Source organism: Legionella israelensis (genome assembly GCF_004571175.1).
GTDB classification, from domain to species: domain Bacteria; phylum Pseudomonadota; class Gammaproteobacteria; order Legionellales; family Legionellaceae; genus Legionella_D; species Legionella_D israelensis.
Genome location: NZ_CP038273.1, coordinates 1,282,526 through 1,297,671 on the forward strand (window position 1 = coordinate 1,282,526; position 15,146 = coordinate 1,297,671).

The window sequence follows — 15,146 nt, forward strand, 5'->3', positions numbered from 1 at the left end:
TCCTCAGTTATCTTGCTGACTGAACCGTATAATTTTTCCTGAACTTGTTATTATTTTACCCTGTATTGGATCAATCAATTTAACTACTCCATACCCGGAAATATTTGATCCCTCACTAACTGTAATTGTAGAACCGTTTGAGGCAATTAGCCAAGCTCTACCTGGAATCACCGCTTGAATGTAATAAACTACGCTCGGCTTAACGCGTCGAACTACTCGATGTTTTACAACTTTGGGCTTTAAGCGGACCTTGAGATGAGCCAGTTCTTGAGATTGAGCTTCCAGTTGAGAAGACAATTGGCTTAATGTTTGGTTTAATTTACTCACTTGATCACTAAGTCCACTCAGATTACTGCTAAGACTCCCTATCTGATTGCTGATGGAATTCACCTCTGAACGCAAACTTTGCTGACTTACTTCCATAGCGTTCAATTTTTGTCTGAATTCTCGCTCCGTCTCTGTGGTAATCGCAGGAGTCGGTGCAGGTGAAGGAGGTGCTGCTTCTGGCCTGGTTACCTTGGTAGGTTGTTTGATTGCCGTCGTATCTACAGCAGGTACAGAAGATTTTTCTGGCTGAGTCCTTCCTGTAAACCAATATCCCAAAAATTTATAAATGATCATAGCTAATACAATAATGCCTACAGCGATCAAAGCATTTCGCCTGACATTGGTCGTGCTCCTTCCTTCAGTAGGAGTTGTATCAAACTGGCTGCCTTTACCCTCTGGCTGATTAAATTCAGGATTAAGTGCATCCAGATCGGAGAATTGATATTCTTCATTATACTGATCATCATACTGATCGGTATCTGGATTATTTTGATCATTATCTGCCATTTTTATCCGCCATCATGTTAGTGATGTTAAGTCCTGTGTAAACAAGACACCTATCCCTGTACCCGAACAAATTTCCACGGTTGTTGGTCGACTGAACAACTGTTGTGCTTGCTGCCCCCATGTTTTACCGACCGTGGCCAATCCGATTACTGCATTTTCCAAAGCTGAACGTCCAATTCCATTCTGTATGGTAATATTATCTCCACCTCCAGTTCCACCAATAGTTACTCTAGTATTAGCCGATTGAAAAGCATTACCAAATCCTTCCAAAAATGAGGAGGCAAACAACGAACCATAACGCAACAAATAATGGTGATCTGCCCGAGTAGCCAATGCCGTTCTGGCTGTGTTTGGATCAATGGCATAAGCGCTGATGGATATGGTTTTGGGTGCCCCTGGAGAAGATAAGGTATTAAAAGAAATAATTAATTTATCCGAATTGGAAGGTAAATTAAAACTGCCTATTAATTTTGAGCCTTTCAATTTTCCAGTTACAACTGTGGCCAGTATTGGACCGGGTTCATCACTATTGATGGAAGTATCCAGTACGGCATAAAAAATTTCACCTGCCTTGACGACAGCATTTTGTTGTACATTGGCTCCGCTTCCAGCAGTGGTTGTAACCTGAGTGCTTCCTGCAGCTCCCGAAACAATCGTTGCCCCTCCTGGACCAGCTTGTTTTTCCTGCGGAGGTTGACCGGCAGTATATTGCTGTGTTGAAACTTTTTTCCAATCCTGCAGAGATTCATTAGCAGCTGACAACATTGCATTGGAACGTTGTTGTATTCTTTGCTGGTATCTTTGTTCTGCCATTTGATCGGTTTGCCGTTGAAGAATAGCTTGTAATCGTCTTTGATCTGCAGTGACCCCCGTCGTCTGGCCTGGTGGTGTTGGGACAGCTGTTAATGCCGAGGGCTGACCAGGTTGTTGTACGCCTTCCAATCCAGCAACTTCTGTGCCTGGTAAAGTAAATCCAGCATCTCTTAGTTCAGAATCGCTGAATCCCGCATCTTTCAATTGTGCTGCTGTAAAGCCAGCATTTCGCAGGTCTCCTGCAGAAAAACCGGCATTTTTCAATTGCTGCGCAGTAAATCCTGCATCTTTTAAATCCTCTGCACTAAAACCGGCTGCCTTAAGTTGAGCCGCTGTAAAACCAGCATCTTTTAAATCTTTTGCACTAAAACCAGCCGCTTTAAGTTGGGCAGCAGTAAATCCTGCATCTTTTAATGCTTTTGCACTGAAGCCGGCATTTTTCAATTCTGCTGCTGTAAAACCAGCATCTTTTAATTCCTGAGCTGTAAATCCAGCATCCGCCAATTCTTTCGGAGTAAAACCGGCATTTTTCAGCTGACTGGCAGTAAAGCCGGCGTTTTTAAGTTCTGCAGCAGTAAACCCCGCATCCTTTAATTCTTTTGCCGTATAGCCGGCATCCTTCAATGCCTTTGCAGAGCAACCCAATGTTTGTTTTATCGTTAAAGCTGAAATGCCAGCTTCTCTCGCCTTACGCAATGATTCAACGCTGCAATCCTGCTGGCGACCTTCTGCAAGCACACCCGAGGGTTTTAATCCCGCCTCTCTCAATTGATTCGGAGTAAAACCGGCATCCAAAAGTTGCTGGGGAGTAAAACCGGCATCCGCTAGAGATTGAGGACCATAGCCGGCGGCTTTTAAAGCTTCGGCGGTACAACCGTTTAGCTCCCGAATACGTTTTGCAGAAACGCCTTCCTCACGTAATTGTCTTAATTTGTCGACATCGCAGCCGGCAGCGCGTATCGCACTATCCGATACGGGTCCGGCGGCCTTAATCTGTTCAGGGGTAAAGCCTGCATTGGCCAGATCACCATCAGTAAATCCTGCAGCTTTTAAAGCTTTTGCGCTACAACCCGCATATTGTCTTATAAGCTTTGCACTTACTCCTGCCAGTCTTTCCTTTCTTAAGGCATCCACATCACAGCCCGCATTTTTAATATCTGCTGATGTTATTCCGGGAGGTAACTCCGATTCTGCGGCTCTGATTTCTGCCGGAGTATAGCCGGCATCAGCCAGTTCATCTGGCGTAAAACCAGCATTGAGCAAATCTCTGGCTGAAAAGCCCGCCGCCTTTAATTCACTGGGTGTAAAACCTGCTTTTCTTAAATCGGCAGCGCTAAATCCAGCATCAGCAAGATCTTTTGCCGTATAACCAGCAGCCTTTAATTGCGCAGCAGAACAACCACTGATACGCCGTATGGCAGCAGCACTGACCCCCGCTTGGCGCAGTCTTCTTAAGGCATTGGCACTACAACCCGCATTTCGTATGTCCGCTGCTGTGATGCCTTCAGGTAAACCGCTGGCGGCATCAATTTCATTTTGAGGATAGCCGGCTCCCCTTAATTCACCATCTGTAAAACCGCCATCTTTTAGTTGCTGGGCTGTAAATCCCGCATTGCGCAGTTCACAAGCATCAAAACCGCATAACCTTAAACGACCTGCAGTATATCCAGCGTCTTTCAATTGCCTGGCATTAAAACCGGCTGCTTTAAGTTCTTTGCAAGAGCAGACTTCCTGCAAGTCCTGCAAAGCGTAACCATTATCCTTAAGCTGTGTGCAGGTACAAGCCTGTTTGAGATCACTGAGTTGTGCTCCCTCATTAACTACTCGGGTCATGGTTTGTTTATCGCAGTTGTTCTGTTGTAAATCCTGAATCCAAAGACTTTTTTGTGCACCAGCTTCAGATTCTCGTGCCAAGGTTTCAAAACCAACCCCTCCTTTACCATCTTGCGCTCCTATAGCGCCAACACCTTCTCCTATGGCTTGAGTTCGAATGATAGTAGGTACTGCACTTCCGCCGGTCTTTTCTGCCAGTTGAGCCTGAGCAATATTTTGCTGCTCCTGTAATTTTGCATATTGAACCGTCGGGTCAAGAGCTCCAGGTATAGATCGAATACCCGCTGGCGTCGTGGTCACTTCAGCCGTTGCAGCAGGTCCTGGTCTTTCCGTTCTTTGTAATCGGATAATGCCGATAGCAACAGTAATAATCAATAACACGGCGGTAAATAAAATAATGATTCGCGTGCGGCTGTTGGTAAACAATGATTTTAAATTTTCCCTTCTACTTGCCATATACTATAACCCTTCTACCTTGAGTTGCATGACTTTACCATGCCAGGAAACCAATAATACGGGAGATTTATGCATTTCATAGGCATGCATGCCATCAGCACTTGTCATACTGGCAATCCAACCTGGAGATAAAATGGTAAGATTGGTTCGCACATACATTTTGTCATTGACCGTCCATGCCCTGGCATCACCACCACTAACCGTCAAGCGTTGACTGTTTGGCGGGGGCACACCATCAAGAACATGCAACAAGATATCACTGGCCGCTGGTGGAATACCTTCTTCTGTGGGCAGGGACTTTGCATTTGGTCCGAGTCCTTGAATGCGTAAATCTACACGATAATCGACTGCTTTTTGACCAGGAATCAAAGTCAGCATAACCGGTGTATTTAATCCTCGCAACCGAACGGCCAAATTACCGTAAGTATATAGCTTTAGCGCCTGAATCATTAAGGTATTGCTGGTTTTATCCCATTGAATATTAAATGAAGAAGGATCACCCAAATCATATGCACTGATTGGCCAGGGAGCCCCTGTGGAATCCAGAAAAACAAGAGATGAAACAAACCCCTGTGCCAAACGAATAGCCGGGGGAGTAGAGCCAGGAGATAAATTTACAAATTGTGATGTTGCTGTCGGTTTAGGTGGGGTACCTGCCGAGGAAGCCTTTGCAAATTCATTGGAATGATACAGTTGCTTCAGTTGTAGTAACTGACTCGGAGATAAAGGAAATAACTGGCGCGCCATGTCCTTGAAGGCTTTATTCTCGATAATTTTTTCCGCATCAGGTGATACTGTCTCTGTTTCATTTTGCTGGGTCTGCGGAGCTGGCTGCGCAGGAGCAGGCGCGGCTCCCTGCTGTTGTTCAGCCTGTGGTGGCTGAGCGTTTTGCCCGGCATCCTGAGACAATCTTTTTTGTAATAAGCGAAGCTGTTCCAAAGCCTGCTGAGCAGAATCCGCCTGCTCAGCAGCGTGCATTATACTTACATTGAAAAAAAGCAAACAGATTAAGATTATTTTTATTATTATCAATTTTTTTTTCATTAGCTTATTCCACCGCTGGCGGGCCCGACCACAAATTGAGATATTCCTATTCCTCTTGGGGAGTTTAATGTTGAAACACGGGTTATTAACATCGTGACAACATTATTCTGCTGTGTAAACTCACTTGCACTTTGATATGTCACCAATATTGGCATTTGCACCCTCCAGGAATAGCGTCCATTCAATACTCCCTTTTCCAGAATAATCGGAGCACGCGTGGCAACAGCAGAAACAACCAATTTTTTAGCCTTCACGGCATCGAGATTGTTGGATTGCTGTAATGCATTCAAAAATTGTTGCCATCCATTGGGGGTAAAAAATCCCGAGGCAGCTTGCAACTCATCTCGGTAATTCACGAAATTATAGCTAAACGCTGCAATAGCGGCCTGATTTGCCCATTGCAAAACGGCTGAATCCGATTGGTTAGGCTCGTTTAATGGGTAAAGAGGAGTAATACGACCATTAATGCTAGTAGCAAAATATTTAGGTTGAGGAGGGTGTGTAATAATATAGATCAATAATACACCCATAATAAAATTTACAACAATGGACACCAAAAGAGCCAACATGATCTTTCGTTGACTGTCTTTATAAAATTTATTTCTCAATGCTACTGTTACTAAGGCGTCTTCTGCCATTATAAGCCTCTATTACTGTGGTATAACCTTCCTGACATCTTCAGTATTCACTGGGTCAGGTGCCAACATTGCCTCAGAAGAATAATTTGGCGTCAACATGGGTTTTAATTTAATAGGAGCTGTAATGCCATTCGATGCATAAAAATCTCTTTCCGGTTGATTAGTATATGCAAAATAAATAGCCAGACTAAAGATTGTATTCAAAACCAGTGAAATGAACAAAAAGATTCCAGCCCTTCGAAAAGACTGAATATAAAAAAACTTTGATTGTTTAATTATGCTCCAAGAATATCTGCTCATTCAACCCTCATCAGACAATCGCTCTTCTAAAAGTAATTTCAATCCTTGAATTTGGAGAAGCATCCCCGCCTGCTGAATAACTCATCAAAGGTTTATCACTTCCTAATCCCTGGGTAAAGATAAACCGACTGTTAATGTCTTGCGACCACAAATAATCTCCTACAGCTCTAGTACGTGCCAGAGTCAATGCTCTTTCGCGCTGATATGACACACATTTGCTGCTGTAACCCGTAATTGTAATCGCTACCTTCCGAAACTGTTTAAGGTAACAGGCTACATTGTTCAACAAAGCATAAGAGGCCCACCGCAATCGGGGGCTTTGGTCAGCAAACAACATAACCGAGGGGATGCTTATAAGATAATTTTGCCCGATTGTAATTACCCTGACTCCTGATTTATTCAGGCTAGCCTGCATCTTAATGATGGCTTCATCCGATGCGCCATACACTTTACAAGGTAATACACCCGGCTCATACGATACCTTATTCTTTTTGTGACAAGCAGTTAAGCCAGGTAAAATGATTAATATACCAAGCCAAAGGCGCAATAAGCTTGCATCTGCAAATTTCACTTATTTCCCCAAAGAAAAAATAATTTTTATTATTTTGATTTATAACAAATAAAAATATTCAAATCATCACGTTACAAGTCTCTTGTTATAAAGTCAAATTAAATTATTCTTGTAAAATTCAAAACGGTAAATCGAAGTATCACAAGCCCGGTAATTCGTTACTCTCTCTGGTTGGTTGTGCTCAGATGCTAAAGTAGCCCATACTTGTCTGAAAGAAGCCAATAAGCAAATTTTTGCTCGTTTTATAAAAACATTTGTTTTTGACTCATGCTGCGCAACTATTTTTGAGTCACTCTCATACAGCTTCTGACATCATTTACTTCTAGGCTTCAACTATAACCTAAGAAGATGGAAAAGATGCAAAAAAAAATCGACATAAAATGCAAAAAACATGTAAAGGATGTAACTAACTGGGCTTTTATGAAAAATACAAGAAATTTTAGGTTCTGTGCCGGGCGAAGACCAGTATCAGCGGAATTTACTAAAGGAGATCTTCGCCACTCTCGCCAGACTTTTCGCTTTCATCCTTAATTTTTGCAGTTAAACTCGCAACCATATCCGTTAATTCTGAGACTTCAATTTCATCCCGTTCTTCAGGAGGATAACTGGTGGCCATTTGAAAGTCTTTAATCAATTCATTAGCAACCGTTCCTGCATATTTATCTTTGGCTCCGGCCAACCGCTCAATGGACATGATCTGGTTACGGGTTTCATTAATAGGTAATATGGACTGCGCGAACTGTTCCTTATCACTGGCCAATATCGGTAAAGATTTTTCACTTCTCTTCAGACGACTGAATATTGTTAAGGTGTCTTCACTTTCTTCCTCAACCAGTTCCTCTACAGGTTCTGGCTCAGAATAGCCATGGAAGGCCAAAAGAGCTGAAACGCCTCTTTCAATGGGTTCGGTAGCAGTGGTTTCCTTTAATGCTTTGGTAATAAGGGTGATTTCTTCACTTTCAATCACCTTGTCAATTGACAAATCACCACTGTCTAAAATTTTCTGGAAGTCAGTAAGTTGTTTTTGTAACTTTATCAGATAATCATCTGGAGGCGCTTCCACTTTTAAAAATTGATTAATTTTCAAACGCTTGACAGGCTGTGGGTTAGCATAAAACATGCGGGCACGAACAATCTGGGATTTAAAGAAAATATGTGCTTCACCCTCTGTCTGTTCTTTCAGATCAAGCAGATCAATACGTGCTCTTTTTTCGAAAGAAGAGCTTTTGGTATCAAGATAGCTGTTTGACATACTGGTTTCTTTGGTTTGAAAAGAATCCACTTTCGTGACATAGGCCTCGCCTGCGGTCTTTGTAAAGAAATCCCAGGTTTCGGAAGGATCTTCCAGTTTCATACAAATCTTAATATTGGTGTTTGCTCCAATAGATGCTGCTTCTTCTTTGGAGGCTTTCTGAAAAGCAGGTAAATCTTGTCCAGCAAAAATAGCAGAAAATCCAAGTGAACGTGCCTGTGCAGGAACCACAGCAAACCCCTGTACGGCATAATACCCATACTCATCCAGTATGCAAATATAGGGGGTAGGTGAGTTCGTGGGCTTTCGTTCTATCACATCACGATAGTCACCTTCTACCTCTTCACCAAGACCCGCAGCCATCATGGCTTTTAAAGAAGAAACAATGACCTTGCCAAGGTTAGCCAATTCATCCGGTGATTTTTCCAATGCAGGAAGCAGAACCACCAGAATTCTTCGATTTAAAACCACATCCTTGAAATCAACTTCAGCGAGGTTCGTACGAATAATATGGCCGTAAGTATCAGCCAAAGATGAAAAACTGCGCACAAGCTGCATGGTGATGAAACCATGCTGTTCCAAGACTTGTGAAACCTGTTTTCCTTTTTTTTCCTTGTTATAACCCGGCAGAGTATTAAGATAATTTCGTAAAGGGTCGGTCACGAGCTTGGGAATATTTTCTATGTTAATGCTTTCCTGATCATCACGTGGAAAAAGCTTATCCACCACAATGGTCTCGAGACGATATAAGTCAAAATAGTTACGGATGGTATTCGCATCAAGAAGTATCGCACCTTCATCGCGCATATACACCAACAGACGCATTAAAGCTTCCACGAAGGCAATGGCTCTTCCCTTCCACATGTCACCATCAGAAGACTGACTGGAAGAACCCATGAGACTGACCACCAATTGAGTCAACATACTGGAGGAGCCCTGACAGAAGGGATTGAGGGTATTCGATAGTCTTTTTTCCTGAGGTCCCACAATATCACGGGCACCTGTCATAAAGTTGATCAGCAATAAATCATCTTCCCGCCCCATGCTGCGAACCATTGAAAATACCTTGGCATACAAGGTGTTGTCACCTTTTCCATCCACGTAAATAAATCCACTACCCTGAACCAGTGAATTATATGCCAGTGATACCAATGCCTCCGTTTTACCACTACCGGTTGAGCCAAAAATCAAGGCATGGGTTCTTAAATCGTCATTTCCAAACCATAGTTCTTCATTGGTTTTTTGATCGTTGCCAAAAAAGGCTATTCCACGAGCAGTGTTCGGCGTTTTAATACCAGGCTTCAAATCATTATAATCCTTCGCCCGGGATATTTTGGGCAGTCGAAAGGGTAAGGTCTGTTTGCGCGTATAGGTATAAAGAAAAAAACAAACGCCTGCAATCAGCATTAAGGTGGCAGCTTCCGATAAATAATAGGAGACAGCGGCCATCGTTATCAACACGATGGAAATATTGGTTGGATCTTTAAAGAAATCAGCCATACGTTGGCCAAGGGTTCTGGTATCCCTTAGCAGCTGGGTTGGATCCAGTTCATGACGAGAATCTATACCGCGCATCATGGTTCTAACTCCTGCATTTCACGAGGTGTCAGTTTAACTTCCTTAACTGCAATTTCCAGAGCTTTTATGGCTTCATCAATCATGGGGACTAAGGAGCGTCGCCCCATTTCCTTTTCAGCTTTCCAATGAGCAAATGGTCCTGCAACCTCCGAATAGGGAGTTTGCCTTCCCACACAATTAAGCATATACCATAATCGTCGATCAATGGGTTTTAACCATAAAAATTCCGAACTCGGCACTACCCCATCATTTCTTGCCGCTTCCAGTAATGAAGCCAACACAGTCAGTAAATAGGCATGCCGAGTCACAATCTCCTGCACCAGTTCACTGTTTTGATATTTTCTGACGATGGGTCTTGCCACACTAAAATCCGGTTTCCCTTGAGCATACGTTTTATCAATGGTCTCCATGATTTGATGTGCTGCATTACGGTCACGATTGATGCGCGCCATAAATACCCCTGCCAGAGCATAAGCCTGGGGGGAGCAGCGCTCAAATCCGTCCCAGTAAGGCCCGAGCTGAAGGGTAAAAACGCGTTTGGCATCACCCCGTCTTATACCTGCCGTCATTTCCTGACCAGGTACAGCTTTATCAAGCAAAACATCATCTTTTCTTAATAAATTATATTTGCGCGCAAATTCCAAAGGTGTCATCGCCATTGCCCAGGGACCTTTATCAACATCCTGATTGACCAGATCTTCTTTGACAATAGGCATAATTGCTGGCCAATTATATTGCTCCTGAGCGCGCAATGTTTTCATGCTATGTGTTTTTCGATATTTTAAAACTATATTCGACTTATAGAGATAAACGGCAAGAACCACCAAGGCAACAACAACGGGATAGCGTACGAAATCGCCGACACTACGTGTGTATTCCACAAGCGTATTCCAGTCTACCGTTGCAGGATCGGCAGTTTGCATGTAAAAAATTTCATTGCTCAACTGCTGATTACCGAGAATGAAATTGATCAGCTTAGCCTGTAATACATTAATATAAAAGATGGCTGAGACAATGTACTGATGACCCTCACGCCAGATGATATACACGGTAAGAAAAAGCAGCACCGTAATCCATATGGGCGCCATTGAATTGTCACCACCGCCTTGTTGTTGACCTTGTTGCTGTGCCATTTAATAAAAAATCTAAGATTGTTTTCTTTTAAGTATATACCTAATATAGCTGATTTTGCGATATTTTGCGCAATTCGATCCTTAAAAAAAACTTATCTTGTAAAATCCTAGTCGGAAGAATTTTCCTTTGAGGATTTAATCAAACGCCCACCTGAATAACGATAAATGCCTGATTGATGCTTAAAATAGCGTATATTATTCAGATTCAGCGTTTTATCTTTCAAGGTAAGTAGTTTTTTACCCAGCTTATCGACAGGTATTTTATCTTCAGGAACAGATAATAAATCTGATTGACTCACAAAAACAGCTACATACGCTTCATTGATTTTATTGGTTTTGGAGCGAATCGCCGCCTTAACATCTTCTTCATTAGCATAGATAGGACGTGAGGTGGTATGTAGAGGCAAATTGGCAATAATGCGCTCCCAGCTTTGTAATTTTCCCCCCTCGGATGAATACAGTAAAATGTAGATTTCCTGCTGACCACTTCTTAATGCCATACGATCAGCCAGATTTGTCATTTTTTTAGCCTTACCTTGCTGTTTACTCTCGATATGATGGACAAAATCTTCACGTATCTTAGTAATATTTTTACCGATAACACGCAAAAAAGTGGACTTATCCCAGGGACCTTCCTCCAATATATCATCCAGGACTTTAAGAATTTCATCAATTTGTTCTTGGGAAAGATCGTCTTTCATTTATCAAAATCTTTGGAAGCTAACACGGATATAGCAAGTATAACAGCATTTGCTAATAACCCTGCATTTGCAATGTGAAATTATATGAATTTATGAGGTATGAGTATGTTTTCTTGTAAAGACATTTTCAAGGATATTACCAAGATCTTCGATGCCTTTCTTAATTTGTCCAGCCCCATCCTCATTAGCTTTAGATGCGCCTCCCATCGGGGATTTCAATTGTGCGCCTATAATTTTTTCGATGTCTTTTTCAGCTGACTGAAGCCCTGGAATTACCTTATTTTGTACATATTCTTTAACAGAATGTCCTGACTTTACGTCTTCCAGTCTACTTTTAAAATCTCCGAAGAAACTGCTACGATTTGAGGCCAGATCAGTTTTTTTCTCACTTTCATCTGGTAAATTACCTTTCATGTATTAACTCCTAAAAATTCTATAAACCCAGATTACCAGAACAATGATTAAGATAACATTAACATCATTAAACATTGCGCTTTCTTTACATTTTAAAGTATAGACAGTCTGTACAATATATTCGCTCTAGTTTTTTAATATATCTTTATCAGAAAAAATATGGCTAAAGCAAGCAATCGATACATCCTGCCGTAAAAAATTTCTCTTATTTCCTGCCGTCAAATCAACAAGTTGATAATTTTAAAATCAATACGTTTATTTTTATAACATATATATCTATACTGTCAAATAAGATAGACAAAAGGAGTTGTTTATGAACGCATCAATTTGGACCTTAAATGAATATCTTTTTGCGTTAAAAGAACATAAAATAGAAGGTGTCTCGAGACCTTTCGACACCAAGTCTCCTTATATTGTAGAAATGGGTCCTATAGCGACGAGCCTGAAATTGCCTGAGATAACATTAGAAGAATTCATCCCGCCAACTGCGCAAGTTATAAAAAAGCTATACCTTGTATTACAACCGGTTCTTGAAGAGCTTGTTCAAGCAGAGCAATTTGACAAGGAAGCAAAATATGGCTCTTTATCCTCAAGTGCGGTAGCCAAGGCTTATTTGTTCAACGCCATCAACAAAATATATAAGAAAACAGCTGTTCAATTGACGCCGGCTCAAATAGCTTATCAGGATTTTTTACGCCGCGTGAGTGATTCACTGGTTGATGAAATACCGCCGGAAAAATTTTGTGAACATATAGTAGAACACAGTTTGGTCAAGGATTTTTATTCCATTGTCAGTCATTTTACTTTGGAGTACCCCGACAAATTTTCATTATTGACTCATTTTTTCAAAAAACAAGCTTACGTATTAGCTTATAAAACAAGCATGTTAAGCGAAAAGGCACTTGAAGATGAACTCACATCGCATTTAAAGGAGACGTTATTACAGCTTATCAAGCTCAATGAAGATAAAACCGTCAAAAAACGCTCCAGCCTATTTTTTTCCAGCTCGGATAAATCAGCTAAATTACCCGATGCCGAGCAAATTCGTAACAGCCATGATATGGAAAGAATTTTGAGCTATTTCAACCAGTTTTTACGCTATATCCTGAAACATCAATCCAAAGATGTATCCGTCATTATCTTAAAAGAAATTAAAAACAATCCATTTTTTATGAATTCCTTACCGGAAGAGAAAGAACAGCTTGAAAAAAAAAGCTTAGTTGAAAAAAATATAAAAAGACTGCAAAAACAAATAGATTCATCTTTAAAATTAATATCCGCCCACCAAAACCAAATGCTTAGGTTAAAAGAAGAAGGCCTGACACCATCTTCTGAAAAAATCACAGCACAGGATCGCCCTTTACTCTAGTACCTCATCCTGTAAATATTCTTATCGTTAGGCTAGGCGATATTGGCGACTGACAATGACAAGGCGCGAGGAAGGCGAATATTGAGCATATTCAATTAACGAGCAACGCAGTTGAGGCACCAATAGCATTGGATAGCGATCAGAATATTTACAGGATGAGGTACTAGCTTCTGTGCTGTGACGGCTCTGTTAATTTTTATCGAAGTACAGTATGTATGATTAGCTCATGTTACGCAGCACAGTATTTTTTAGAAGATTGAGACAGATAATATTTCAGCAGTCCTTAATCATACATCAACTCATCCAGGGGGGTATAATCTCGACTCGGTCCGCCCTGTATTAGTTCATTGATGACATCTGTAAAACATAAAAGACGCAAGACATTTGGAGTCACATCATCAAAAACTACTCGTGTGCCCAACAAGGCGTCCTCCGCTTCATCAAAAGTTGCCCCCAAGCCATAGCCCAAGCATAAAGAACACAACTGATCAGCACGTTTTGTAATGGCAGGTAATAAACCCGTATCCGAGAAAACTTCTTCGTAGCTGACAAAGCGATCATTTAAATAAAACTTGGCGTTTAAAGCAGCCGATATAAGCGCCATGCTTTTTTGAATATCATTACTCATTGTCGCCACCAAGGTTGGGATGATTTAAGACGGCCACCCAGAAAACTGCGTATCCAACGTAAAAATACGGGAACGGTAAACCCATAATGCTCAATGATGCCAAAAATAACAGCAGAAACCAAGACCAAAAGAGCCGTCCAGATACGAATATGCATTAAAAAAATGAAAATGGGAAAAGCAGCCCGGGCATCAACCATAAAAAAACGGGCACTGCGAGCTGAGTCGCGCCAATGGGTAGTTTGTTCAAATGTATCAGCCATTGCCACCTCAATTACTATTTATTTTTTTACGGATTATATAATAAAAGTATATCGAGCAACGACCATTATGCAAGATAAGATAGCAAAGAAGATTTAAAATTCAATCCATGGGTGTAAATTCTTTTCCTTCCATGGTGAGGCAATTCTCAAGCACATTCTTCATTTCAGGAGGCTGGTGTTTTAATTGTGGAGCTTCCTCATTCACTGCCTCTGTGTTTTTCCCTTTTTCAGATAAAGACCTGGATGAGTCAGATCGAGACAAAGCAGACATAGCACTCAGCATTTGATTCGTACTACTCATTTTTTGCTCCTCATCAACCTTACATTCTCTACAAGATAACACAGCTTCCTTAAGAAAATATTAACCATTCAATCATGATTTTGTCAATTTTTTATCATTTTGCTAAAAATATGTGAGATTACAACTTTGATTGTGCATGTCAGAAAAAACAGGAGGTTAATTCAAACACAAAGCAGAGGTGTTTTTTTGCCATTTTGAGCAATTCTATTTTATTAAGAATTGCATGTTAGACTTCTCACGCTTTTAAAAGAAATTTCAAGCAGCGTATATGGTTACTCAAAAGAAGTTTCAATAGCTAACGAAGCAAGTAATAACCATCAAAAAGAAGTGATCATGTAATAGAAAAGTCCAGTTGAACAAAGAGATCTTAAGATCTCTTTGTTCATTATTTTACGGACATCAAAAAATAAAAAGGTTATGAGCTTGCATGTTGTTTTTGATAACGTTCAACACTGGAAATAATTTCCAGCTTTGCCGCTTCAGGTCCTTCCCAGCCATCAACTCTCACCCATTTGCCTTCTTCCAAGTCTTTATAGTGTTTAAAAAAATGCTCCAAAGACAATAACAGATGTTGAGAGACGTCTTTATAGGTTTCAATGGACTGATAGGATTTGGAAAGCTTATCAATTGGAACGGCTAGAAGTTTGGCATCAGCTCCGGCTTCATCGGTCATTTTCAGCATTCCTACCGTACGACAGGGAATCACCACACCACTGTTTAAAGGGACTGGAGTAATGACAAGCACATCCACCGGATCACCGTCTTCAGCTAAAGTGTTAGGAATATAGCCATAATTTACCGGATAAAACATGGCCGTTGCCATAAAACGATCGACAAACAACGCGCCGCTTTCTTTATCCACTTCATACTTAACCGGTGCGCCGTTCATCGGTATTTCAATAATCACATTAAATTCACTAGGCACATCTCGTCCGGTGCTGATCTTCATTAAGCTCATATTATCCTCTTTAATAAAAGAAAGGCGGTATTATGATCAATTTTATTCTAAAAGGCAAAAAAT

Annotated in this window: 15 protein-coding genes; 1 reads left to right on the plus strand and 14 read right to left on the minus strand. The window is 41.1% G+C overall.

Going from position 1 to position 15,146, the window contains the following annotated elements:
• Window positions 1-3: 3 nt before the first annotated feature.
• From icmG to E4T55_RS05660, 10 genes are all read right to left on the minus strand, one after another.
• Window positions 4-834 carry a type IVB secretion system protein IcmG/DotF gene (gene icmG / locus E4T55_RS05615; protein WP_058501227.1) on the minus strand — a complete coding sequence of 277 codons (831 nt, stop codon included), beginning with the start codon at window positions 832-834 and terminating at the stop codon, window positions 4-6.
• Window positions 835-846: 12 nt separating this feature from the next.
• Window positions 847-3,936, minus strand: coding sequence for a type IVB secretion system protein DotG/IcmE (gene dotG, locus E4T55_RS05620; protein ID WP_058501228.1), 3,090 nt, complete (start codon window positions 3,934-3,936; stop codon window positions 847-849).
• Window positions 3,937-3,939: 3 nt separating this feature from the next.
• Entirely contained in the window at window positions 3,940-4,980 is a 1,041-nt protein-coding gene (locus E4T55_RS05625; RefSeq protein ID WP_058501229.1) for a DotH/IcmK family type IV secretion protein, read from the minus strand.
• Window positions 4,980-5,618 carry a type IVB secretion system apparatus protein IcmL/DotI gene (locus E4T55_RS05630; protein ID WP_058501230.1) on the minus strand — a complete coding sequence of 213 codons (639 nt, stop codon included), beginning with the start codon at window positions 5,616-5,618 and terminating at the stop codon, window positions 4,980-4,982. The genes E4T55_RS05625 and E4T55_RS05630 overlap by 1 nt, the downstream gene beginning before the upstream one ends.
• A gap of 12 nt (window positions 5,619-5,630) precedes the next feature.
• Entirely contained in the window at window positions 5,631-5,918 is a 288-nt protein-coding gene (gene icmM, locus E4T55_RS05635) for a type IVB secretion system protein IcmM/DotJ (protein WP_058501231.1), read from the minus strand.
• 10 nt (window positions 5,919-5,928) lie between these two features.
• Window positions 5,929-6,489 (minus strand): type IVB secretion system protein IcmN/DotK, encoded by a 561-nt coding sequence (gene icmN / locus E4T55_RS05640; RefSeq protein WP_058501232.1) that lies wholly within the window; start codon window positions 6,487-6,489, stop codon window positions 5,929-5,931.
• Between the two features lie 481 nt (window positions 6,490-6,970).
• Window positions 6,971-9,319, minus strand: coding sequence for a TraM recognition domain-containing protein (locus E4T55_RS05645; RefSeq protein ID WP_058501233.1), 2,349 nt, complete (start codon window positions 9,317-9,319; stop codon window positions 6,971-6,973).
• The gene (gene icmP, locus E4T55_RS05650; RefSeq protein WP_058501234.1) at window positions 9,316-10,452 is read right to left on the minus strand and encodes a type IVB secretion system coupling complex protein DotM/IcmP; all 1,137 of its coding nucleotides are present in this window, start codon (window positions 10,450-10,452) and stop codon (window positions 9,316-9,318) included. Before icmP ends, E4T55_RS05645 begins: the two co-directional genes overlap by 4 nt.
• A 107-nt stretch (window positions 10,453-10,559) precedes the next feature.
• On the minus strand, window positions 10,560-11,153 hold the full coding sequence (gene icmQ / locus E4T55_RS05655) for a Dot/Icm secretion system protein IcmQ (protein WP_058501235.1): 594 nt from the start codon (window positions 11,151-11,153) through the stop codon (window positions 10,560-10,562).
• Between the two features lie 90 nt (window positions 11,154-11,243).
• Window positions 11,244-11,567, minus strand: coding sequence for a hypothetical protein (locus E4T55_RS05660; protein WP_058501236.1), 324 nt, complete (start codon window positions 11,565-11,567; stop codon window positions 11,244-11,246).
• Window positions 11,568-11,880: 313 nt separating this feature from the next.
• Between E4T55_RS05660 and E4T55_RS05665 the strand changes: the two genes are divergently transcribed.
• Window positions 11,881-12,936, plus strand: a complete 1,056-nt coding sequence (locus E4T55_RS05665; protein WP_058501237.1) for a hypothetical protein — start codon at window positions 11,881-11,883, stop codon at window positions 12,934-12,936.
• A gap of 283 nt (window positions 12,937-13,219) precedes the next feature.
• Here E4T55_RS05665 and E4T55_RS05670 read toward each other — a convergent pair whose 3' ends face one another.
• From E4T55_RS05670 to ppa, 4 genes are all read right to left on the minus strand, one after another.
• Window positions 13,220-13,564 carry a type IV secretion IcmS family protein gene (locus E4T55_RS05670; RefSeq protein ID WP_058501238.1) on the minus strand — a complete coding sequence of 115 codons (345 nt, stop codon included), beginning with the start codon at window positions 13,562-13,564 and terminating at the stop codon, window positions 13,220-13,222.
• Complete coding sequence (gene icmT, locus E4T55_RS05675) at window positions 13,561-13,824, minus strand: IcmT/TraK family protein (RefSeq protein ID WP_058501239.1); 264 nt, start codon at window positions 13,822-13,824, stop codon at window positions 13,561-13,563. Before icmT ends, E4T55_RS05670 begins: the two co-directional genes overlap by 4 nt.
• A gap of 100 nt (window positions 13,825-13,924) precedes the next feature.
• Complete coding sequence (locus E4T55_RS05680) at window positions 13,925-14,125, minus strand: hypothetical protein (protein WP_058501240.1); 201 nt, start codon at window positions 14,123-14,125, stop codon at window positions 13,925-13,927.
• A 415-nt stretch (window positions 14,126-14,540) separates the two neighbouring features.
• A complete protein-coding gene (ppa, locus tag E4T55_RS05685; protein WP_058501241.1) occupies window positions 14,541-15,083 on the minus strand; it encodes an inorganic diphosphatase in 543 nt (180 codons plus the stop codon).
• Between the last annotated feature and the right edge of the window lie 63 nt (window positions 15,084-15,146).